Origin of the sequence: Agreia sp. Leaf244, from assembly GCF_001422695.1 — a bacterium.
Taxonomy (GTDB): Bacteria; Actinomycetota; Actinomycetes; order Actinomycetales; family Microbacteriaceae; genus Agreia.
Map to the genome: position 1 here is coordinate 159222 of NZ_LMLX01000002.1, position 23340 is coordinate 182561.

The 23340-nt window shown below is 68.0% G+C and carries 19 protein-coding genes; 5 read left to right on the top strand and 14 right to left on the bottom strand.

Features of this window, described 5'->3' with window-relative positions:
- Positions 1–2 precede the first annotated feature (2 nt).
- The 4 genes from ASF06_RS05605 to sucC all read right to left on the bottom strand — a co-directional run bounded on the left by ASF06_RS05605 (position 3) and on the right by sucC (position 4105).
- Positions 3–1322: a cell division protein PerM gene (locus ASF06_RS05605; protein ID WP_055944555.1), complete on the bottom strand. Its 1320-nt coding sequence runs from the start codon at positions 1320–1322 to the stop codon at positions 3–5.
- Positions 1323–1374: 52 nt separating this feature from the next.
- Positions 1375–1914 (bottom strand): hypothetical protein, encoded by a 540-nt coding sequence (locus tag ASF06_RS05610; RefSeq protein ID WP_055927263.1) that lies wholly within the window; start codon positions 1912–1914, stop codon positions 1375–1377.
- Positions 1915–2017: 103 nt separating this feature from the next.
- Positions 2018–2905: a succinate--CoA ligase subunit alpha gene (gene sucD, locus ASF06_RS05615; protein ID WP_055927260.1), complete on the bottom strand. Its 888-nt coding sequence runs from the start codon at positions 2903–2905 to the stop codon at positions 2018–2020.
- A 36-nt stretch (positions 2906–2941) separates the two neighbouring features.
- A complete protein-coding gene (sucC, locus tag ASF06_RS05620; RefSeq protein ID WP_055928159.1) occupies positions 2942–4105 on the bottom strand; it encodes an ADP-forming succinate--CoA ligase subunit beta in 1164 nt (387 codons plus the stop codon).
- 255 nt (positions 4106–4360) lie between these two features.
- Here sucC and ASF06_RS05625 point away from each other — a divergent pair, with 255 nt between their 5' ends.
- Positions 4361–5917, top strand: a complete 1557-nt coding sequence (locus ASF06_RS05625) for a hypothetical protein (protein WP_157439094.1) — start codon at positions 4361–4363, stop codon at positions 5915–5917.
- Positions 5918–5972: 55 nt separating this feature from the next.
- A complete protein-coding gene (locus tag ASF06_RS05630; protein WP_055944561.1) occupies positions 5973–6773 on the top strand; it encodes an oxygenase MpaB family protein in 801 nt (266 codons plus the stop codon).
- Between the two features lie 12 nt (positions 6774–6785).
- Here ASF06_RS05630 and ASF06_RS05635 read toward each other — a convergent pair whose 3' ends face one another.
- Together ASF06_RS05635 and ASF06_RS05640 are read right to left on the bottom strand one after the other, a co-directional pair.
- Positions 6786–9200 carry an ATP-dependent helicase gene (locus tag ASF06_RS05635; RefSeq protein WP_055944564.1) on the bottom strand — a complete coding sequence of 805 codons (2415 nt, stop codon included), beginning with the start codon at positions 9198–9200 and terminating at the stop codon, positions 6786–6788.
- Between the two features lie 12 nt (positions 9201–9212).
- Positions 9213–10262: a glycerophosphodiester phosphodiesterase family protein gene (locus ASF06_RS05640; RefSeq protein WP_055944567.1), complete on the bottom strand. Its 1050-nt coding sequence runs from the start codon at positions 10260–10262 to the stop codon at positions 9213–9215.
- 126 nt (positions 10263–10388) lie between these two features.
- On the opposite strand from ASF06_RS05640, the gene ASF06_RS05645 reads away from it, so the two are divergent.
- Together ASF06_RS05645 and ASF06_RS05650 are read left to right on the top strand one after the other, a co-directional pair.
- Complete coding sequence (locus ASF06_RS05645) at positions 10389–11174, top strand: Bax inhibitor-1/YccA family protein (protein ID WP_055944572.1); 786 nt, start codon at positions 10389–10391, stop codon at positions 11172–11174.
- Between the two features lies 1 nt (position 11175).
- Entirely contained in the window at positions 11176–12309 is a 1134-nt protein-coding gene (locus ASF06_RS05650) for a DUF418 domain-containing protein (RefSeq protein ID WP_055944575.1), read from the top strand.
- Here the strand turns inward: ASF06_RS05650 and guaA are convergent.
- The 8 genes from guaA to guaB form a co-directional block, all read right to left on the bottom strand.
- Positions 12293–13882: a glutamine-hydrolyzing GMP synthase gene (guaA, locus tag ASF06_RS05655; RefSeq protein WP_055946197.1), complete on the bottom strand. Its 1590-nt coding sequence runs from the start codon at positions 13880–13882 to the stop codon at positions 12293–12295. The two genes, ASF06_RS05650 and guaA, sit on opposite strands and share 17 nt — an antisense overlap.
- Complete coding sequence (locus ASF06_RS05660) at positions 13878–14330, bottom strand: DUF3817 domain-containing protein (protein ID WP_055927243.1); 453 nt, start codon at positions 14328–14330, stop codon at positions 13878–13880. The genes guaA and ASF06_RS05660 overlap by 5 nt, the downstream gene beginning before the upstream one ends.
- Positions 14331–14334: 4 nt before the next feature.
- Entirely contained in the window at positions 14335–15162 is an 828-nt protein-coding gene (locus tag ASF06_RS05665; protein ID WP_235500918.1) for an SURF1 family cytochrome oxidase biogenesis protein, read from the bottom strand.
- Complete coding sequence (locus ASF06_RS05670; protein ID WP_055944581.1) at positions 15159–16586, bottom strand: cation:proton antiporter; 1428 nt, start codon at positions 16584–16586, stop codon at positions 15159–15161. The genes ASF06_RS05665 and ASF06_RS05670 overlap by 4 nt, the downstream gene beginning before the upstream one ends.
- Positions 16587–16589: 3 nt before the next feature.
- Complete coding sequence (locus tag ASF06_RS05675) at positions 16590–17123, bottom strand: cation:proton antiporter regulatory subunit (RefSeq protein ID WP_055927237.1); 534 nt, start codon at positions 17121–17123, stop codon at positions 16590–16592.
- Between the two features lie 99 nt (positions 17124–17222).
- A complete protein-coding gene (locus ASF06_RS05680) occupies positions 17223–18935 on the bottom strand; it encodes a glycerol-3-phosphate dehydrogenase/oxidase (protein WP_082500835.1) in 1713 nt (570 codons plus the stop codon).
- 99 nt (positions 18936–19034) lie between these two features.
- Entirely contained in the window at positions 19035–20153 is a 1119-nt protein-coding gene (locus tag ASF06_RS05685; RefSeq protein ID WP_055944588.1) for a GuaB3 family IMP dehydrogenase-related protein, read from the bottom strand.
- Between the two features lie 48 nt (positions 20154–20201).
- Positions 20202–21704, bottom strand: a complete 1503-nt coding sequence (gene guaB, locus ASF06_RS05690; protein WP_055927228.1) for an IMP dehydrogenase — start codon at positions 21702–21704, stop codon at positions 20202–20204.
- Positions 21705–21960: 256 nt separating this feature from the next.
- Here guaB and ASF06_RS05695 point away from each other — a divergent pair, with 256 nt between their 5' ends.
- Positions 21961–23337, top strand: a complete 1377-nt coding sequence (locus ASF06_RS05695) for a branched-chain amino acid ABC transporter permease (protein ID WP_082500738.1) — start codon at positions 21961–21963, stop codon at positions 23335–23337.
- Positions 23338–23340 lie beyond the last annotated feature (3 nt).

The following is a 23340-nucleotide window of genomic DNA, read 5'->3' on the forward strand; positions in this document are numbered from 1 at the left end:
CGTCACAGTTTATTGGCATCGGGCGTCGGGCCCGCGACCGGGGCCGACCCGGCATCGGCGTCGACGTCTGCGAGCTCTGGCGAGCGCGAGAAGAGACGTCGTGTGAGGCCCACGGTGAGGCCGAGCACCGCGCTCGGGCCGAATTCGACGGCCGACCAGAGCCAGACGGCGGCGGGATCCGGCCCGATGTCGACGAGGCGACCCGGGCCCGCGGCGCCGCCCGACCAGAGTGCGAGGAGAGCGAGGATGCTCGCGCCGACGACGCCGACTCCCAGGCCCGACAGCACGAGGATCAGAGGAGAGGCTGCGGCTCCGCCCGCGGTCAGCCTCGGCTTCAGCAGAACGCCCACGACGAAGCCGATCACCACGGGAACCACCACCACCGCATACCCGAGCGCGGGCGCCCCCTGGGGCAGCGCACCGAGAAGCGGAAGGGCGGGAAGCAGGCCGACCTGGGTTCCCAGCGGCGAGACGAGGCTGCCAGAGCCCAGCGCGAAGCCCGGCCCAACGAGCCACGATGCGGCCCAGACGACGAGGTTGGGGATGAGAGAGAGCTGCCCGACGGTCAGGGCGATGCCGCCGACGAGACCGGATTGAAGCGACTCGTACAACGAGATGATCTCGCCGTAGTGCCCCAGCACGAGCACGAACACGACGACGGCCGCGACGGCCACCACGCCGGCCACCGCGAGGGCTCCCCCGCGCGCCGCCAGCGCCACCACCGTTCTGACCGGAACCGGCACTCCGGCGACGATCGCACGAAGGCTTCGGGCGAGGATGTCGACGGCCTGGTCCGCGGGATCGTCTCCGACCTCGACATCGGAGCGCGAGAAGAGGCTCGTCGCCATGCCGATGGCGTAGATGGCGGCGGGAAAGACCAGCGCCTGCAGAACCGACGGACGGGCACTGTCGGAGCCGGCCCCGAGGGCGACCAGCCATCCGATCACGGCGACGGTCATAATGCCCACGCCCGCGCCCAGCACGCGGTGCTCCGAGTCGGCGAGCCGTCGGCCGGACCTCCAGCCGAGAAGCACCGTCAGCACCGCGACCCCCAGGGGCGCGAACCCGATCTCGAACGGCACACCGGCGCCCTCGAGGGCGAGCTGCAGCGCGAGGGTCGGATCGATCGTGACGAGCAGGTCGACCCCGTTGCCGAGGAGCCACACGTTGGCGGCGACCCTCCAGAACGCGCCGTAGTCGACGGCGAGCTCGAACTGGGTCAGCCAGAGGATCGTGAGCGGCACCAGGAGGATCCCGAGGCCGAGGGCTCCGACGAGGAGCGCGTCGAGGAACGCGAGAAATGCGGTAAATGGTCGATTCATGCCGTGCCGAGCGTACCCCCTGGCGCGAGGCCCGGCCTGTCACCCCGCCGGTCTAGTGGAGTAAGGCCTTGAAGGCGACGATCACCAATCCGAAAAGAGCCGTTCCGACTCCGCCGAGCAGCCTCACGGGCCACGGGCTCCCCCGGTCGGCGAACGCCATCCATCCCAGGATTCCCAGCACGACCATGCCCACGACGAGCGCGACGAGATACGCGGTGTCCTCGTCGAGCACACCGATCGTGCCCAGCACGAGGAACAGGAGCGGGATGATCGACGCGTAGAGAAGGCCCACCGAATGGTGCACGCCGCCCCGGAATGCCTCGCCGATTCCGATCACACGGCCGTCGCGCATGCCGTGGTTGGCCACGGCCACCGCGAACACGTGGGCGGCCCAGAACACGAGCATCGTCACGAAGGTCACGACGAATACGTCGAGATCGGTGTCGTCGTCTTCCGCGACGGCGATGACCGCCGAGCTGATGATCGTTCCGTAGATCAGCTCGGGCGTCACCAGGGCGTGGCGGATGCGTTGCCACCGGCCAGGCGACGGCATCGGCTGCTCGACGGGGTCGGCCCCCAGAGACTCGGACATCGAAACCCCCTTCTGACGTGACCCCGTCGTCTGTCCTCAGGCAGACGAACGGCGGGCATCCTCATCATAGAGAAGAGGATGCCCGCCGCTCATCGTGCAGGTGTCAGAGCGCCGCGTAGACCTCGCGCAGCAGGGCCGCGGTCTCGCTCGGGGTCTTGCCGACGCGAACGCCGGCCGCCTCGAGGGCCTCCTTCTTGGCCTGGGCCGTGCCGGCGCTGCCGGAGACGATCGCGCCCGCGTGGCCCATCGTCTTGCCCTCGGGAGCCGTGAACCCGGCCACGTAGCCGACGACGGGCTTCGTGACGTGGGCCTTGATGTAGTCGGCCGCACGCTCCTCGGCGTCTCCGCCGATCTCGCCGATCATCACGATCGCCTTCGTCTCCGGGTCTGCCTCGAAGGCCGCGAGCGCGTCGATGTGCGTGGTGCCGATGATGGGGTCGCCGCCGATTCCGATGGCGGTCGAGAAGCCCAAGTCGCGCAGCTCGAACATCATCTGGTAGGTCAGCGTTCCCGACTTGGAGACGAGGCCGATCGGGCCCTTGCCCGTGATGTTCGCGGGCGTGATGCCGACGAGGGACTCGCCGGGCGTGATGATGCCGGGGCAGTTCGGCCCGATGATGCGGGTCTTGTTGCCCTTCTGCTTGGCGTACGCCCAGGCCTCCGCCGCGTCGCCGACGGGGATGCCCTCGGTGATGACGACCAGCAGCGGGATCTCCGCGTCGATCGCCTCGATGATGGCGTCTTTCGCGAAGGCCGGCGGAACGAAGGCGATCGACACATCGGCGCCCGTGGTGGAGATGGCCTCGGCCACCGTGCCGAAGACGGGCAGTTCGAGCTCGCCGTGGGTGACGGTCGTTCCCGCCTTGCGTGCGTTCACGCCGCCCACGATCTTCGTGCCGGCGGCCAGCATGAGGGCGGTGTGCTTGGTGCCCTCACCTCCGGTGATGCCCTGCACGATGACCTTGGAGTCCTTGTTGAGGAAAATCGACATTCTTGTTGTGGTCCTTACTTCGTCGCGAGGAAATCGTCAGAGGGAGGCGAGCTCGGCGGCCTTGTCGGCGCCCTCGTCCATGGTGGTCGCCAGGGTGACCAGCGGGTGGTTCGCGGCGGCGAGGATGGCGCGGCCCTCCTCGACCTTGTTGCCGTCGAGGCGCACCACGAGCGGCTTGGTCGCGGAGTCGCCGAGCACCTCGAGGGCGCCGAGAATTCCATTGGCCACGGCGTCGCACGCGGTGATGCCGCCGAAGACGTTGACGAAGACGCTCTTGACCTGCTCGTCGCCGAGGATCACGTCGAGGCCCGCGGCCATGACCGCTGCCGATGCTCCGCCGCCGATGTCGAGGAAGTTGGCCGGCTTCACGCCGTTGTACTTCTCGCCCGCGTATGAGACGACGTCGAGTGTCGACATCACGAGGCCGGCACCGTTGCCGATGACCCCGACCTCGCCGTCGAGCTTCACGTAGTTGAGGTCGGCCGCCTTGGCCTTGGCCTCGAGCGGGTCGGCCGCATCCTTGTCTTCGAGTGCCTCGTGGTTCGGGTGCCGGAATCCGGCATTCTCGTCGAGAGTCACCTTGCCGTCGAGGGCGATGATGTCTCCCTCCTCTGTGAGCACGAGCGGGTTGACCTCGACGAGCGTCGCGTCCTCACCCTTGTAGACCTCCCAGAGCTTCACGAAGACAGGGGCGACCTTGTCGACGAGCTCCGCGGGGAACTTCGCTGCCACGGCGATGGACTTCGCCGTCTCCAGGTCGATGCCGGCGATGGGATCGACCTCGATGCGCGCGAGCGCCTCGGGGCGCTCGACGGCGAGCTGCTCGATCTCCATGCCGCCCTCGTAGCTGGTCAGCGACAGGTAGGAGCGGTTCGCCCGGTCGAGGAGCACGGAGAAGTAGAACTCCTCGGCGATGCGCGCACCGCCCGCGACCATGACGCGCTTCACCACGTGGCCCTTGATGTCGAGGCCGAGAATCGACTCTGCCGCCTCGAACGCCGCCTGCGGGTCCTTTGCGACCTTGACGCCGCCGGCCTTTCCGCGGCCGCCGACCTTGACCTGCGCCTTGACGACGGTCACGCCACCGAGCTTCTCGGCCGCGGCACGCACCTCATCGGGGGTGTCCGCGACGATACCCGGAAGAACCGGAACCCCGTAGCTTTCAAACAGGTCTCGTGCCTGGTATTCGAACAGATCCACGCTCATCCAATCCGCTTAGGTCTCAGCCGGCACGGGGGTTGGTGCGCGGCTTCTGAGTACTCCTGCGAGCTGCGGCTGACAGATTTGACTGCTCCGCCGCAGACTTTCGCCACCTGAAACCTTACCGCCCACAGAAGACGTGCATATGCGGGAGCCCGAGCGGGCGCTCCTCCACAGCACTCGGTCGGGCGAGGAAGTCCACGACGTCGGCGTCCACGCGCCTCCCGCCCTTCGTGGCCCGCGAGGGTGATGGGCATGACACAACACCGTCGGCGCACATCCGCCCTTCTCACCGCACTCACCACCGTCACCGCGACCCTCGGCCTCCTCCTGGCCGGCGCCCCACCGGCAACCGCGGCCGTCTCCACGGGCCACGGGGTCGGCCATCTCGCCGACGACGGCGTCGCCTGGATCGGCTCCTACCGGCTCGACGACTCATCCCTCGTGTTCTGCCTCGAGGCAGGCAAGAAGGCCCCGACCGGCCACGACTACGCCTTCGTCGACGCGGCACAGCTCGGCAGGTTCACGGCCGACGACCTCGCCCGCCTCGCCTACATCTCACGCACCTCGGCCTCGTCGGCAGACCCCTCCGAGGCCGCCGCGGGGCAGCTCGCCACGTGGACAATCGCGGGGCTGAACGGTCGAGCTCCCGAGTACTACGCGCAGCGGGCCGGCGCATCGGCCCAGGCCGTGCTCGATCGCAGCCGTCAGCTTCTCGCGACGGCCGACGGCCCGCTGGGAGCATCCAGAAGCGTGTCCTCCTCGGTCGCTCTGACCGAGGCAGGCGGCGAGGGCCGCCTGACCGTCACGAGCAGCCTCACCGTCGACTTCCTCTCGACGGGCCCGACCGTGTTGAGCCCCGGCAGTCACACCGCGACCATGAGGCTGTCCGGTGCCGTCTTCGACGACGGCTCGTCCGAGCGCACGGTGTCGAACGGCGACGTCGAGTCCATAAAGACCACCGGTCAGACGCCGAGCTCCCGGGTCGTGGCCACCGTCAGCTACGAGCACCTGCCCTACGGGTCGGCGTTCACCGCCGGCCGGGCCGCAGACGATGTGCAACAGGTTCTCGTCGCCAGACAGGGTTCGGCCTCGGGCATCGCCACGACCACCGCGACGGTCCCGTCGACGAAGGGCTTCCAGCCCGTGGTCGCCACGAAGACGAGCGCGAGCGTTGCCGGTGCGGGCGATGCGATCAGCGACGAATTGGTGGTGTCCGCGCTGGCCCCGGCGCCCGACTCGGACGTACTCTCGGGGTGGGGCCTCTACCGGCCCTCGACTCCCCCGGCCGCCGGCTCCGTTCCCGCCGTCGATGACAACGGCATGCTTCCCATTCCCGTCGTCGTCGAGAGCTCACTGCTCGGCCCGTTCGCCGAGCCCATTCAGCCCGCAGAGCACGCGCCGGCCGACGCTCCTGTCGTCTGCACGGTCGAGGTGCGGGTCGACACCGGTCCGGGCACCTACCGCACGCCCGAGTGCACGCTCCCCGGCCCCGGGTACTACGTCTGGGTCGAACGCATCGACGGCTCCAGAACTCCGGCGGATCAGGGCGGGGCACGCATCCTGCCCTGGCAGTCGCCCTTCGGCACCGCCAGCGAAGTCACCGTCGTCGCTGCGCCTCCGGCCCCGGCAGAACTGAGCACTCCCCCCGCACCGGTCGCGGTGCAGAGCCTCGCCGAGACGGGCAGCGCCACAGCACCCGGGCTCCTCCTGGTCTCGGGCTCCGCCCTGGTTCTCGGAGCGCTGCTCGGTGTCGGGGTACTGTGGCGTCGTCGGCTCACGCTGAAGCACACGGTGCCGGCACTGAACTGAGCCGGCGAGGTTCCTCTCACATCCCGCGCCGCACCCGACGAGCGAGAGGTACCCCGTGGCCGCAACCGAAGACCCAGGCGGCCCGGCCCCGCTGCGCATCGGCGACATCGCAGCGGAGTCGGTGCTCGTCGCGGCCGGCGGCCGAGCCATCCTGCTCCAACTCGCGAATCCGGGCGTCGGTCGAGGGGTCGCCGAGCACAGCGACTTCGCGTCGCGACCCCTCGACCGTCTGGTGCACACCCTGCAGTACGTCTACACGGTCGTCTACGGCAGCCCGGCCCAGCTGCAGTCCGTCGCGCGGTCCGTGTCCCGCGCGCACGCGCCCGTGCGCTCGGCGCCGACCGACGGCAGCCCCTCCTACTCGGCCTTCGACCCGCAGCTCCAGCTGTGGGTCGCGGCCACCCTGTACGACTCGGCGATCGACATGTACGAGCGCGTCTACGGCCCGCTCGACGACCGGTCCGCCGAACAGATCTACCAGGACTACGCCGTCCTCGGCACGGCGCTCCAGGTGCCCCGCGAGCTCTGGCCCGTCGACCGGGCGGCGTTCCGCGAGTACTGGTCGCATCAGCTCGAGGCGCTGAGAACGGATGCGTCGACCCGGCGGGTCGCCCAGGCGCTGCTCCATCCTGCCGTGGGGCCCATCTGGCTGAAGGCGGCCATGCCCGTTGCCCGACTCGCCACCGCAGGGCTTCTTCCGCCCGCTGTTCGCGAGGCCTTCGACCTGCCGTGGACGCCCACGCGACGCCGCCTCTTCACCGGCCTGATCACGATCACGCGCCTGGTGTATCCCCGACTGCCGCGAGCGCTGCGCCACCTCGCCCGCGATCGCGCCCTCCGCGGTGTGCCCGGCTAGATCTTCTCTGCGCTAGATCTTTTCGATCGGGGCGATCTTGATGAGCAGCTTCTTGGCGCCCGCCTTCTCGAACATCACGTGAGCCACTCGCTTCGTGCCCTCGCCCGTGACCTGGTTCACCCGGCCCTCGCCGAAATCGCTGTGCCGGATGCGATCCCCGGCGGCGAGTTCGAGGTCGCCGTTGTCGCGCACCTTGTTGGTGATCGTGTTGGCCCACTCGGCCTTCGGCCGCGGAGGAAGTGCCGGGAAGTCGCTCGATCCGCCGGAGTCGGACGATCCCCAGCCCTGGCGCGACGAGCGGTTCGCGTTGAGCGCGCGGGGCTGGGTTCCGCCCCTCGATGTGGCCATACCGGGCGACTGCACCCACTCGATGAGCTCGGCGGGGATCTCCTGGAGATACCGACTGGGCATGGCCACAGCGGTCTCGCCGTACTGAGCGCGGGTCATGGCGAGCGAGAGGTAGAGACGCTTGCGCGCACGCGTGATGCCCACATAGAACAGGCGACGCTCTTCGGCGGGGCCGCCTGGTTCGTTGGCCGACATGCGGTGCGGCAGCAGGTCCTCCTCGATTCCGGTGAGGAAGACGGCCTCGAATTCGAGACCCTTCGCCGTGTGCAGCGTCATGAGCGAGACCGTGCCGCTGGAGTCGTCGAGGTCGTCGACGGCGGCCACCAGCGAGACCTCGGTGAGGAAGTCGACGAGCCCGCCGTCGGGGTTGTTCTTTCCGAACTCCTTGGTCACCGCCAGGAGCTCCTCGACGTTCTCGGCGCGAGCTTCGTCTTGAGGATCGCGTTTGGCACGCAGCGCCGTGAGGTACCCGCTCTTCTCGAGCAGAAGCGCCAGTACGTCGAACACTGACGCCGGTCCCTGCTCCCGGTCGGGCTCGATCAGCGCGGAAGCCTCATCGAGCAGGCCTGCCAGCTGCAGGATCGCCGTCGTGACCTTGGGCCCCAGGCCGAGCGAGGCCGCCTGACGCATCGCTTCGCGGTAGGTGATCTCGTTCGCCTCGGCGAAGCTGGCCAGCTGGGTCTCGGTCGCGGGGCCGATTCCGCGCTTCGGGCTGTTCAGGATGCGCCGCAGTGCGAGCGCATCCTGCGGGTTGGCGACCGAGATCAGGTAGGCCATCACGTCTTTGATCTCGGCACGCTCGTAGAACTTCGTGCCCCCGAGAACGCGGTAGGGCAGAGCCGACCTGATGAAGATCTCTTCGAGCGCTCGCGTCTGGGCGTTGGTGCGGTAGAACACCGCGATGTCTTTGTAGGCGGTTCCGGCGTCGTGCAGCTTGGCGATCTCGTCGGCGATGAACTGCGCCTCGTCGTGGCCGGAGTAGCCCGTGTAACCGAGGATCCGGTCGCCGTCGCCGATGGCCGTCCACAGTTTCTTGTCTTTGCGATCGAAGTTGTTCGAGATCACCGCGTTGGCCGCCGACAGGATGTTCTGGGTCGAGCGGTAGTTCTGCTCGAGGAGCACGACCTTGGCGCCGGGGTAATCGCGCTCGAACTCGACGATGTTGCGGATGTCGGCCCCGCGGAACGCGTAGATCGACTGATCGGAGTCGCCGACCACCGTGAGAGAGGCTCCCGGCACGGCCGGCTGGCCAGGGTCGACGGAGCCCGGCGACAGGGTGAGCTCGTGGATCAGCGAATACTGCGCGTGGTTCGTGTCTTGGTACTCGTCGACGAGGATGTGACGGAACCGTCGCCGGTACTGCTCAGCCACCTGCGGGAAGGCGCGGAACAGGAACACCGTCTGGCTGATCAGGTCGTCGAAGTCGAACGCGTTGGCCGCCTGCAGGCTGCGGGTGTACTGCCGGAAGATCTCGACGAAGAGCGCCTCTTGTGGATCGGCGAAGTTCGCCGTGCGGGCGTAGCTCTCGACGTCGGCGAGTTCGTTCTTGAGCTTCGAGATCTTGGCCGACACCGAACCGACCGTGAAGCCGAAGGTATCGGCCTGCAGCTCTTTGATGATGCGCTTGATGAGAACACGGCTGTCGGCCGAGTCGTAGATCGTGAAGCTCTTGGTGAAGCCGAAGTTCTCGGCCTCGCGGCGCAGGATGCGCACGCATGCGGAGTGGAAGGTCGAGATCCACATGCCCTGCGACGCCTGGCCCAGCAGGGCCTCGACTCGTTCGCGCATCTCGGCCGCGGCCTTGTTCGTGAACGTGATGGCCAGAATCTGGCTCGGCCACGCCTCGCGGCTCTCGATCAGGCTGGCCACGCGATGGGTGAGCACCCGGGTCTTGCCCGACCCGGCGCCGGCCACGATGAGCAGGGCCGGCCCGCGGTATTCGACGGCCTCGCGCTGCTCGGGATTCAGCCCGTCGAGAAGGTCGTTACTGGCGTCGCCCGACCCCTGCCCGTCGAGAATGACGGGCTTCAGGCTCTGTGGGCCCGGATCGGTCGAGGGAAGGTCGAAGAGGCTTGTCATGTCCCCTCCAGTTTAAGCCGAACCTCCGACAGTTCCCCGCGCGGGGAACACCGCCTCGCGCGCGGCGACCGCGAGATCGGCCTGGTCGGCGAACACCCCGTCGACCCCCGTCGCCAGAATGAGCGCGAACTCGCTCTCCCAGTCGCCGAAAGCCGCAGACCCGCCTCCCCTCCTGAACTCGGCCGAGAGGAACCGGTTCTCCGGCCGCAGGGTCCAGCAGTAGATCTCGAGCCCCGCGTCGTGCGCCGCGTCGACCAGCGCCGAGGAGACCCGGGTCGAATCGTCATCGGGTCGGGGCCGGATCATGTTCTTGTCGACGCTGATCCCCTCCACGTCACGGCGGAGCATCCGCATGCCGTCGCGGGTGAGGAACGACGCGTAGCTGTCGGCATCCGAACCGAACCGGGCGACCAGATCGGGCGGCGAGCCCGCGGCCTCGAGGAGGAAGACGTTCTTCGAGCGGATGCCTCGACCCCGCAGCAGGTCGAGCACCGTCTTCTCGAACGACTCCACCGTGAGCCGCCCGTCTCCCGAGTTCCAGCCGCTGCGGATCAGTTCGTCGGCCACCAGCTCGTCGAGAGGCAGCCCGATGGAATCGAAGTACGCGGCGTGCTTGATCTCCGCCACTAGGCCGAGCGAGCGCTCCGTCTCCTCTCCGGCCGTGTCGAGCAGCTCCAGCAGCTCGGACAGACGCATGATCGGCGACTGCCCGTCGAACGACGAGCTGGATGTGCGGATCGAGGGCAGGCGCTCTCTCGCGCGCAGCGTCGACAGCTCTGCCCACGTGAAGTCCTCGGTGAACCAGCCGGTCAGGGCCGCGCCGTCGATCGTCTTCGTCGTGCGCCGGGCGGCGAATTCGGGGCGCGATGCGACATCGGTCGTGCCGCCGATCTCGTTCTCGTGCCGCAGCACGAGCACCCCGTCGCGGGATGCCACGATGTCGGGCTCCACGGCATCGGCACCCAGGGCGATGGCCAGTTCGTACGACGACCGCGTGTGCTCAGGCCGATATCCTGGGGCGCCTCGATGGCCGATCACGAGGGGGCGGCGGGCTGGGGTCACGCCACCACGGTAGCCTCCTGCGGCTCCGCCCTGCGCGAAACCCTGCGAAATCGCCCAACCGACAGGCCGCCACAGGAACGAATCCGGTAGATTTGAACTCCGTCCACCTACGTACAAGAGGAACTCATGCCGTCGGCGAACCCCGCGTTCACACGCAACCCTGTCTTCAACGGAAAGGGCGCCGCCGATGCTGCGCCCACGATGTCGAGCACACAGCTGCAAGACCTGTACGAGCGCCCCTCGGCGACCCCCGCCGACACCTCGCGCATGACCTACGACGACACCATCGTCAAGACCGCCCTGCTGTTCGCCGTGCTGCTGGCCGGCGCCGTCGTCGGCTGGATCGTGCCCGGCCTGTTCATCGTCGGCGCACTTGTCGGCCTCGTGCTCGGCCTCGTCAACTCCTTCAAGCGCGAGCCGTCGCCTGTGCTGATCATCGCTTATGCCGCGGCCGAAGGACTCTTCGTCGGAGGCATCTCGGCGTTCTTCGAGTCCCGCTACGAGGGAATCGTCGTGCAGGCCGTTCTCGCGACGCTCGCCGTCTTCGGAACCACGCTGGCGCTCTTCGCCAACGGCAAGATCCGCGCCTCGAAGCGGGCGACCAAGATCTTCCTGATCGCGATGGTCGGCTACGCCGTCTTCTCGCTGCTGAACTTCGTTCTGATGATCGCCGGCGTCTTCCCGGCCGACAACATGTTCGGAGCCCGCGCCGGAATCTTCGGAATCATCATCGGTGTCTTCGCCGTCATCCTGGCGGCCTACTCGCTGGTTCTCGACTTCGACTTCGTTCAGCGCGGCGTCAAGACCGGCGCGCCCCGCAAGTACGGATGGTCGGCCGCGTTCGGCCTCACCGTCACGCTCGTGTGGCTCTACGTCGAACTGCTCCGCCTCATCGCGATCTTCCGCAACTAGCGTGTCTCACGACGACATCGGCGGGGCCGTCCTTCGGGGCGGCCCCGCCGTCGTTGTTCCCACGCGGCCCGCTACACGCATCCCGGGCCTGGATGCGGCGCGGGGGCTCGCCATCCTGGGCATGCTTGCGGCGCACACGCTGCCCGGCGATGGCGACGCGTTCTACGACGGCCGCAGCTCCATCCTCTTCGCCACCCTCGCGGGCATTTCGCTCGGGCTGATGTCCGGGGGCGATCATCCCGCGCCGCGCGACCGCGTTCCCGGCTCACCGCGCACGCGCATCCGGCTGTCGATCGCCATCAGGGCCCTGCTGCTCATCGCCCTCGGGCTCTCGCTCTGGCTGCTGGGCACGAACATCGCGATCATCCTCGACTCCTACGGCTTCTTCTTCCTCGTCTGCATTCCGCTGCTCTTCACGAACCGCTGGGTGCTGGCAGCGCTCGCGCTGCTCTGCGCCCTGGTCGGCCCGACCGTGGTCGGTGCACTCACTGCCGCGACGTCCGCAACCGGGCCCCTGCCCGTCGCCCCCGACAACCCCGTGTCCGTTCCACTCTCGTGGCTCGACGCGTACTACCCCGCACCCGTCTGGCTCGCCTACGTGCTGGCCGGCCTCGCGATCGCCCGGTTCGGGGTGACACGACCGGCTGTGCAGCGCATCATGATCATCGGCGGCACGGTCGTGGCGGCGCTCGGCTACGGCGTGTCAGCGGCTATCGGAGATCCGGTGAGGGCGCACACCGACACGACCATGGAGGCGATCTCCTCCGGTGGGCTCGTCATCGCCGTGATCGGCGTGCTCGTCATCGGGGTCGGTGCCATCACGAGCCGACGGGGCCGCATACTGGTGCGCCCGATCGTCGCGGCCGGATCGATGCCCCTAACCATCTACACTGCCCAGGTTCTCGTTATCGCCCTGATTGCGGCGGCGCATCCGGAGCCGTACGACGACGCGTTCGAATGGACCCTGTTCGTCTGCCTGGCGGTCGGCTCGCTCGTCTTCGCCACCGCGTGGAGCGCCCGGTTCTCGCAGGGCCCCCTGGAGTGGCTCTTCGCACGCCTCACGCTGCGCCGCCCGTGGCGGACGCCACGGAGCGGGCCGTGTGCGGCTCAGCGGGGAACTACTCCCACTCGATAGTTCCCGGCGGCTTGCTCGTGACGTCGAGCACGACGCGGTTCACGCCGGCCACCTCGTTGGTGATGCGGTTCGAGATGCGGGCCAGCAGGTCGTAGGGCAACCGTGTCCAGTCGGCCGTCATCGCGTCTTCGCTCGAGACCGGGCGCAGCACGATCGGGTGCCCGTAGGTGCGGCCGTCGCCCTGCACTCCGACGGAACGCACGTCGGCCAGCAGAACGACGGGGCACTGCCAGATCTCGTCGTCGAGGCCGGCCGCGGTGAGTTCGGCGCGCACGATGGCGTCGGCCTGGCGGAGCAGCTCGAGCCGCTCCCAGGTGACCTCGCCCACGATGCGGATGCCCAGGCCGGGTCCGGGGAACGGCTGGCGACCCACGATCGCTTCGGGAAGCCCGAGCTCGCGGCCGATGGCGCGCACCTCGTCTTTGAAGAGGGCCCGCAGCGGCTCGACGAGTTCGAACTGCAGGTCTTCGGGAAGGCCGCCGACGTTGTGGTGACTCTTGATGTTGGCCGTGCCCGTTCCGCCGCCCGATTCGACGACGTCGGGATAGAGGGTGCCCTGCACGAGGAACTTGACGGGCTCGCCGTCGGTCGCGGCGGCCTCCAGCACGAGCGCCTCTGCGGCGGCCTCGAAGCTGCGGATGAACTCGCGGCCGATGATCTTGCGCTTCTGCTCGGGGTCGGTGACCCCGGCGAGGGCATCCATGAACTGCTCGCGGGCATCGATGGTGACGAGGCGCACACCGGTGGAGGCGACGTAGTCGACCTCGACCTGCTCGCGCTCACCCTGGCGCAGGAGGCCATGGTCGACGAACACGCAGGTGAGCTGATCTCCGACCGCCTCGTGCACGATCGCGGCGGCAACGGCGGAGTCGACTCCCCCCGACAGGCCGCAGATGACCTTGCCGTCGCCGACCTGTTCGCGGATCAGGGCGACCTGGTCGGTGATGACGTTGCTGCTGGTCCAGTCGGCGGGGATGCCTGCTGTGTCGTGCAGGAAGTTCTCGATCACGCGCTGCCCGAACTCGGAGTGTTTGACCTCGGGGTGCCACTGCACCCCGTACATGCGGCGCTCCTTCGACCCGAACGCCGCAACCGGCGTCGACGACGTGCTGGCCAGGACCTCGAAGCCCTCGGGCGCCTTCGAGACGGAGTCACCGTGGCTCATCCACACGGTCTGGGAATCGGGCTGGCCGACAAGCAGCGACCCCCCCTCGCCGGCGACCGCCATGTCGGTCGAGCCGTACTCGCGGAGGCCCGTGTTGGCGACCTCGCCGCCCAGGGCGCGTGCCATGACCTGGAATCCGTAGCAGATTCCGAAGACCGGAACGCCGAGGTCGAAGATCGCCGGATCGAGCTCGGGAGATCCGGGCTCGTACACACTCGCCGGCCCGCCGGAGAGAACGATGCCCACCGGAGACTTGGCGGCGACCTCCTCGGCGGTGATCGACGAGGGGACGATCTCCGAGTAGACGCTGGCCTCGCGCACGCGTCTGGCGATGAGCTGCGCGTACTGGGCGCCGAAGTCGACGACGAGGACGGGCCGGGACTGGCTGTCGGGGCTGGGCGTGCTAATGGGTGACCTCCACGGGGGCGGATGCGGACAGCTCGGCCTCACGGCCGGCCAGATAGGACTTCACTTCGCGGGCGATTCGCACCTCGAGGAAGAAGGAGAGCAGCGGCACGATTCCGCCGAGGGCGATGAGCACGAACTTCCAGAACGGCCAGCGCATGCGGCTCCAGAGCTGGAAGTCGGCGAACAGGTAGAGCACGTAGAACCAGCCGTGGGCGATGAGGATGCCGGTGGACAGGTTGACCGCCGTGACGGTGCCCTCGGGCACCAGCGCCAGGAAGCCCTGCGGTCCGCCCAGTTCGAGCTCGACACCGAACGCGGGAACGTACTTGAGCACGACCTCGAGGCAGAGGAGCAGCAGCATCACACCGGTGATGATCGAGGAGACCCGATAGAGCTTGACCGCGCTTCGAATGCGCGGAAAGTCGCGGGGTTTGGGTTCGAGGGCCATGCGTCTAGTGTATTCCGTGCTCGGCGAGGCTCCGGGCGCGCTCGTCGGCCTCGCTCTCCTCGAGCTCCTCCTTCTCACGCTCCCATGCGTCGCGTGCGAGGCGGTACCAGAGGAAGACCGCGAAGCCCGCGAAGATCACCCATTCGGCCGCGTAGAAGATGTTGAGCCAGTTGAGTTCGACGGAGCGATCGGGCTCGGGGGCGTCGATCACGTCAAGGCCGTCCGGTGCCGTGCTGGAGATCACGTAGCCGCCGTAGACGTCGGTCGAGGCGGGCAGCGCCGTCCAGATGTTCACGAACGCGGCGGGACTCATAGTGGTGAGGTCGTATCGCCCGCCCTCGCTCTTCTCGGCGTCGTCGACGTTGGGCGCGTCGGGGTCGACGTAGCGCCCGTCGACGGTCTCGGGGCCGGATGCGCGGGGCTGGGCCGCGAGGGCGTCGCGCGCGCCGACCGCGGTGTCGCGGTCGGGCGCCCAGCCCAGTGCGACCGCCAGGGCGGGCGCTCCGGGCTCGTCGACCGCCAGGTGCCCGACGACCCAGTAGCCGGAGCGGCCGCCGTTCAGTCGGTCGGCCAGGATGCCGTAGTCGGCGGGCTCGAAGGTTCCCGAGGTGGAGACGCGCTGCGCCGCCTCGACGGCGAGCACGGGCTGCTGCGGCGACGCGACCGACGTCAGCGGCTGCACCGTCTCGGTGGGTCGGTCATCCACCTGTCCGCTGGAGACGGCCCGCTCGAGCTGCCACTGCCCGAGGCCCGCGAAGATCGCCGCGATCGCCAGGGCGAGCACGAGGGCGGCGATCCATCTCGGCCGCCGCATCACACTGAAGAGGGTCAATATTCGCTGTCTCTCTCTCGAACCCCGAAGTCGTCGGACTGGCGCATGGCCTGCTCGACGAGGGCATCGACATCGCCCGCATCCGACTCCTGCTGAGCCTGCTCGGCGCGCGGAGTCGTGCTCAGCGTCGGCTCCGAGTCGTCGTCGGCGCGGGGAAGCGAGACGTCTTGACCCGCCGTCGCCGCAGCGACGAGCGCGATCCCCTCGTCGAGGAGTGGATCGCGATGCTTCTGCGCATCGGCCGCCTTCGCCGCTCGCGTCGGGCGCAGGATGACGTTCGCGATCCTCTCGGAGTTCGCGGCGAGGATCGGGCCCATGATCGCCATGATCAGAACATAGAGTCCGGCGAAGGGCTGGATGCGTTCGTCGAGTCCCGCAGACAACGACAGGGTCGCGAGGATGAGCGCGAACTCGCCCCTGTTCTGCAGGATCACGCTCGCGTTGATGCCGGCCCGGGGACCGAGCTTGTTGAGCCAGGCCACGAACTGACCTGCTCCGGCGTTCAGAACGACGGTCATCAGCACGGCCCCGAGCACCGGCAGGATCACCGGAGCGAACTTCGTGGGATCGAGCCCCAGGCCGAAGTTGAGGAAGAAGAATGCGCCGAACACGTCGCGCAGCGGGATGGCGATCTGCTCGATGCGGTTGCGGTACCGGGTGGCGCCGAGCACGAGGCCGATCAGGAACGCGCCGATCGCATCCGTCACGCCCAGGATCTCGCCGATGCCGCCGAACATGATGGCCAGGCCGAAGAACAGGATCGTGAAGAGCTCGTCGTCTTTGGTGCGGAACAGCCGCGACACGAAGCGCCCGCCCCAGCGGGCCACCGAGAACATCACGATGAGGAAGAGGAACGCGACGGCGAGCTTGCCGACGACGGGCCAGATCTCCGTCTCGCCCGACAGGACGACCGACACGATCGCCAGGTAGATGGCGATGAAGATGTCTTCGACGACGGTGACGCCGAGGATCATGGGTGTCTCGGGATTGGCCAGGCGTTTGAGCTCGATGAGCAGCTTCGTGACGATGGCGCTCGAGCTGGTGGCCGTGATGCCCGCGACGATGAGCGCCTCGCGCGTTCCCCAGCCGAGCATGAAGCCGAAGGCGAACCCGGCGCCCATGTTCAGGGCGATGTACGATCCGCCCGAGATGATCAGCTTTCCGGCGTTCGAGAAGAATTCGTCCTGATCGAACTCGAGCCCCAGGTTGAACAGCAACAGCACGAGCCCGAACACGGCCATGAGCTCGATGTACTCGGTGTGCACGAATTCGAGCGGGAAGAAGTGGAAGTTGGGGCTCGCCAGCAGACCGACAGCCATGTAGATCGGGATCGCGGGCAGGCCGATGGTCTTGCCGAGCCTGCCCAGGACGTATGCGATGACGAACAGGGCGCCCAGGATGAGGAGATCGGGGCCGAAGTGCATCGCCTAACGCCCGGCGGAACCGTCGACGGCGCCGGTCTTGGCGCGCATCTCGCCCGTACGGAAGAAGTTGAAGGCCTTCGCGACCTTCTCGGGAGACCCGGCCACGACGAGCGTGTCTCCGGGGAACACCTTGAAGTCGGGTGCGGGAGCCGGGTTCGCCGACTCTCCGCGCACGACGGCCACGACGGTGAGTCCCACGATGTCGCGCTCGGCCGTGTTGCCGAGCGGCTGCCCGGCGATGTGGTCCTCGTAGTCGACAGTGAACCAGTCGATGCTCAGTCCGGGGATCTGGTCGAGGGCCGTGAGCGACTCGGTGATCTGGGTGCCGCCGAGCAGCTCGGCGAGCGTACGGGCCTCGTCTTCGCTCAGACGCAGGGAGACCTTGGCGGCGTCGGAGGTGTTGTCTTCATCGGAGAACGTGATGAGGTCGCTGTGACCCGATCGATGGGCGATCACTCCGACCTTGCCTCCGTCGGCGGTGATGAAGGTGTGCAGCACCCCCACCCCGGGAAGCTTGACCCGTCGGACATCGACCATGACTGAACTCCTCGGGTATCTGCATCGGGCGGGCGTAAGACTCCATTCTACCCGCGCGGGGAACGGGGGCGTCCGTTCCCTGCGCCTGTCGAAGGGCGCCTACGCCTGCGCCGCGATGTCGGGCGCCTCGAGCCGGATGCGGTCGGCCGATTCGTCGTCGGGCTGCTCCTGGCTCGCACGCTCCGCCGCCACTCGACGCAGGTAGTTCGCGACCTCCCGCTCGATCCGGGCCTCGTCCCAGCCGAGCACGCCGGCCATGAGGCGCGCCGCGACGGGAGCCGCGGAGACTCCCCTGTCCCACGCCTCGATCGAGATGCGCGTGCGCCGGGCCAGCACGTCTTCGAGGTGCAGGGCACCCTCGTGGCTGGCGGCGTAGACGACCTCTGCCGCGAGGTAGTCGTCGGCCCCGGGCAGGGGTTCGGCGAGCTCCGGGTTGGCCGAGATCAGGTCGAGCAGTTCGTCGGTCAGGGTTCCGAAGCGATTAAGCAGGTGCTCGATGCGCACGGTGTGCACGCCGAACCTGCGGGCGATCTTGCTGCGCTTGTTCCACGCAGCCTGATAGCCTTCGGCGCCGAGCAGGGCGATGTCTTCGGTGACGCTGCCGGCGATCTTGCCGTCGAGCGCCGAGACCGCCGCATCGATGGCGTCTTTGGCCATGACCCGGTAGGTGGTCCACTTGCCGCCGGCGATCACGACGAGACCGGGAACCGAGTGAGCGACGAGGTGCTCGCGCGACAGCTTCGACGTCTGGTCGCTCTCTCCGGCGAGCAGCGGGCGAAGGCCCGCGTAGACGCCCTCGACGTCGTCGCGGGTGAGGGGCACGTTCAGCACCGTGTTCACGTGCTCGAGCACGTAGTCGATGTCGGCCGCGGTGGCGGCGGGGTGAGCCTTGTCGAGGTGCCAGTCGGTGTCCGTGGTTCCCACGAGCCAGTGCCGGCCCCACGGGATGACGAAGAGCACGCTCTTCTCGGTGCGCAGGAGCAGTCCCATGGAGGACTGGAACCGGTCACGCGGCACGACCAGGTGGATGCCCTTCGACGCCCGCACCTTGAACTGTCCGCGTTCCCCGACCATGGCCTGGGTGTCGTCCGTCCAGACGCCCGTAGCGTTCACGACCTGCTTCGCGCGGATCTCGAACTTCTCACCGGTCTGCAGGTCGTGGGCGTGAACGCCGACGACCCGTTGCCCGACCTTGATGAATCCCTCGACGCGCACCCGGCTCGCGGCGTGGGCTCCGTAGAACGACGCGGTGCGCACGACGGAAGCGCCGTAGCGCGCGTCGTCGACCTGCGCGTCGTAGTACGTGATGCCACCGATGAGCGCGTCGTGGGCCATGCTCGGGATCGCGCGCTGCACCTGGCCTCGGGTCAGGTGACGGTGGTGGGGAACGCCGGGCGGGCGGCCTCCGGTGTAGGAGAAGAGGTCGTACAGCACCATGCCGGCGCCGATGTAGAAGCGGTCGATGAAGCGGCGCTTGAGCGGAATGAGGAAGCGCACCGGCTTGACGAGGTGCGGGGCGATGCGCTGCAGCAGGAGGCCGCGCTCGATCAGGGCCTCGCGGACGAGGCGGAAGTTGAGCTGCTCGAGGTAGCGGACGCCGCCGTGCACCAGCTTCGACGAGCGCGAACTCGTTCCGCTCGACCAGTCGCGGGCCTCGACGATTCCGACGCGGAGCCCTCGGGTAGCCGCATCGAGTGCTGCGCCTGCGCCGACGATGCCTCCGCCCACGACCAGGATGTCGAGTTCTTTGCTCTTCAGCGCCTCGATCGCGGCTTCACGCTCTTCGGGGCCCAGCTTCGTAGACCTGGACACACTGTTCGCTTCAACCATTTTCAGGCCTCCTCGTCATAGAGAATCGGTGGCCTCAGTGTACCCGGGACGGGTTGATAAACAGCGACCCGGAGGCGATGACTAGTGGGTCAGGTACGGGGCCACGACGACGTCGATACGCTGGAATTCCTTGAGGTCGGAGTACCCCGTGGTCGCCATCGAGCGTCGAAGGGCGCCCATGAGGTTGGCCGTTCCGTCTGCGACGGGCGACGGGCCGTTGAGGATCTCCTCGAGCGGCGCGACCTGGCCGACGTGCACGCGGTTGCCGCGGGGAAGCTGGGTGTGGTGAGCCTCGCTGCCCCAGTGGTATCCGCCGCCGGGTGCGTCGGTCGCCCGAGCCAGCGCGGTGCCGAGCATCACGGCGTCTGCGCCGACCGAGATGGCCTTCACGATGTCGCCGGATGTGCCGAGGCCGCCGTCGGCGATGACGTGCACGTAGCGCCCGCCCGACTCGTCCATGTAGTCGCGGCGTGCGCCGGCGACATCGGCGACGGCCGTGGCCATGGGTGCGTGGATGCCGAGGGTCGCCCGGGTGGTCGAGGCGGCTCCCCCGCCGAAACCGACGAGCACCCCGGCGGCGCCCGTGCGCATGAGGTGCAGGGCGGCCGTGTAGGTCGCCGCTCCTCCGACGATGACGGGGACGTCGAGCTCGTAGATGAACTTCTTGAGGTTCAGCGGCTCGGTGCTCTTGGAGACGTGCTCGGCCGACACGGTCGTGCCGCGGATCACGAACAGGTCGACGCCGGCGGCGACCACCGTCTCGTACAGCTCCTGCGTGCGCTGCGGCGACAGGGCCGCGGCCACGGTGACGCCGGCAGCGCGGATCTCCGCGAGGCGCGCGGTGACGAGTTCGGGCTTGATGGGCTCGGCGTAGATCTCACGCATGCGCGCCGTCGCCGACGCGGCATCGATCGTGCGGATCTCCTCGAGGATCGGCTCCGGGTCCTCGTAGCGCGTCCAGACGCCCTCGAGGTCGAGAACTCCGAGTCCGCCGAGCTGCCCCATACGGATGGCCGTGGCCGGCGAGACCACGGAGTCCATGGGAGCCGCCAGCACGGGCATGCCGAAGTGATAGGCGTCGATCGTCCAATTGATCGACACGTCCTGCGGGTCACGCGTGCGCCTCGAGGGCACAACCGCGATGTCGTCGAATGCGTAGACGCGACGGCCTCGCTTGTTGCGGCCGATTTCGATATCCATACTCACCCGACAACCCTACCGGTCACTCGTTCCGCCCGTAGGCGTCGTCTAGCGGCGGTAGTTCGGCGCCTCGACGACCATCTGCACGTCGTGGGGGTGCGACTCCTTCAGGCCCGCGGCAGTGATGCGCACGAAGCGGCCCTTCTCCTTGAGCTCGGGAATGGTGCGCGCTCCCGTGTAGAACATCGACTGGCGAAGGCCGCCGGCCAGCTGGTACGCGACGCTCGCCAGCGGGCCACGGTAGGGCACCTGACCCTCGATGCCTTCGGCGATCAGCTTGTCGTCGCTCGGCACGTCGGACTGGAAGTAGCGGTCCTTCGAGTACGACGTCTTCTCGCCGCGCGTCTGCAGGGCTCCGAGGGAGCCCATGCCGCGGTAGTTCTTGTACTGCTTGCCGTTGACGAAGACCAGATCTCCCGGGCTCTCGTCGCATCCGGCGAGGAGCGAGCCGAGCATCACGGTGTCGGCGCCGGCGACGAGGGCCTTCGCGATGTCTCCCGAGTACTGCAGGCCGCCGTCGGCGATCACCGGGATGCCGTGCGGCTTGGCCGCGAGCGACGCCTCGTAGACGGCCGTCACCTGGGGCACGCCCACGCCGGCGACGACGCGTGTCGTGCAGATCGACCCGGGACCGACACCGACCTTGATGGCGTCGGCACCGGCATCCACCAATGCCTGCGCGCCCGAGCGGGTGGCGACGTTGCCGCCGATGACGTCGACGCCCTCGAAGGCGCTGTCGCGCTTCAGGCGGCGGATGATGTCGAGCACGCCGGCGCTGTCGCCGTTGGCCGTGTCGACCACGATCACGTCGACACCGGCCTCAAGCAGGCTCGTGGCCCGCTGCCAGGCGTCGCCGAAGAATCCGATGGCGGCGCCGACGCGCAGGCGCCCGGCCGAGTCTTTGGTGGCGAGGGGGTACTTCTCGCTCTTGTCGAAGTCCTTCACCGTGATGAGGCCCGTGAGACGGCCCTGCTCGTCGACGATGGGGAGCTTCTCGATCTTGTGCTGGGCGAAGATCGCGATCGCGTCGTCGGGGTCGATGCCCTGGCGGCCGGTGATGAGAGGGGCCTTGGTCATCACGTCGCGGACGAGCGTGGTGGCCTTCTCGAACGGCGAGACGAAGCGCATGTCGCGATTGGTGATGATGCCCACCAGCACACCGGCCTGGTCGACGACGGGCAGGCCGGAGACGCGGAAGTGGCCGCAGAGCGCATCGACCTCGGCGACGGTCGCGTCGGCCGTGGTGGTGACCGGATCGGTGACCATGCCCGACTCGCTGCGCTTGACCAGGTCGACCTGGCTCGCCTGGTCGGCGATCGAGAGATTGCGATGCAGGATGCCGATGCCGCCCTGGCGGGCCATGGCCACGGCCATGCGGGACTCGGTCACCGTGTCCATGGCGGCACTGAGAAGAGGGGTGGCTACGTCGATGCGGCGGGTCAGCCTCGATGAGGTGTCGGCCTCGCTCGGAATCACGTCTGTGTGACCCGGCAGGAGCATCACATCGTCGTACGTCAGTCCGATAAAACCGAAGGGATCCGCCTGGTCCAAATGACACCTCGCATAGTAGAAATTTTCTCTCCCCAAGAGTAACGGTTAGGTGCGCGCGTTATTCCGGTGTAAGAAAGTACCTGCGCGTCGCAGGCATTCCTTCCCATGTCGAAACATGGAGGCAACAATGGGGCGCTATGTTCTAGCAACGTCGCTCGACCATAGATAACGGAGCCCGGGTCCGCCCGTGCTTCCCACAGGAGGTGCACCCTTGCTCGCTGGCATAAGACCCGGGCAGTCGGCTCGATTGATCGCGATGCTCATCGCGTCGGTCGTTCTCTGTCTATCCGTCGTCCTCGGAGGATCCGCCCTCGGCGCATCAGCTGCTGAGACGACCGTTTCCACGTCCACCACCACCGAGCAGTCGATCCTCGCCTGGGTACGCTCCGACGCCGACAAAGTCGGCGTCGCAAACGTTTCCATAACGGTCGAGGGCGACGGCGGCACGGAGACGGCGGTCACCGGCGAAGACGGCAAGGCCGTCATCCCCGTGAGCGAGCCCGGCACCTACACGGTCACGATCGACGAAGACGCTCTTCCGGCCGAGACCGGCTACCCGCGTCCGTCGAGCAACCCCGCAGAGGTCGAGGTGTTCGCCGGCAATACAGAGGTGCCCGCGATCTTCTTCCTGTCTCCCGACAACGCGAAGGGAGCCGTCGCTGCTCCCTCCGACACGGCGACGTCCACACCGACGCCCGGCGCAGACGGCGAGGCCGGAACGACGACCACGACCGCGCCGGTCACGGCCGACACCTTCTGGCTGCGGTTCTGGCCCCAGCTGGTCACCGGCCTCATCTTCGGCCTGCTCATCGCCCTCGCGGCGATCGGCGCCTCTCTTATCTATGGAACGACAGGCCTGAACAACTTCGCCCACGGCGAGCTGGTCACGTTCGGCGCCCTGATGGCCTACCTGTTCTCCGGAATCATCGGGCTCCCCGCCATCATCGCGATTCCCGCGGCTATGGTGCTGGGCGGCCTGTTCGGGTGGGCACAGGATGCCGGAATCTGGCGCCCCCTGCGCAAGCGCGGCCTGGGCCTGATCCCGATGATGATCGTCACCATCGGCCTCTCGCTTGCTCTGCGCTACGTCTTCGTGCTCCTCTTCGGACCCGACCGACTCACGCTGCCCAACAGCACCAAGCCGTTCCTCGTGATCGGCTCGGTGAGCCTCAAGTTCACCGACGTCGCCGGAGCGATCATCGCCATCGTCGTCATCCTCGGTGTGGCCCTCGTGCTCACGAAGACCAAGATCGGCAAGGCAATGCGCGCCGTGTCCGACAACCGGGCCCTCGCATCCGCTTCGGGCATCAACGTCGAGCGGGTCATCCGCGTCGTCTGGGTCGGCTCGGGAGCGCTGGCCGCCCTCGCGGGCGTCTACGTGGGGTACTACCAGTCGCTGCGCTGGGACACCGGCGCCTCGATCCTGCTGCTCATCTTCGCGGCGATCACTCTCGGTGGCCTGGGCTCGGCCTATGGCGCCCTCGTCGGAGCCGTGGTCATCGGTCTCATCATGAACCTGTCGACGCTCTGGATCCCTGAGAACCTCAAGTTCGTCGCCCCGCTCGTGCTCATGATCATCATTCTGCTCGTCAGGCCCCAGGGCATCCTGGGCCGCAAAGAGCGCGTCGGCTAGGGA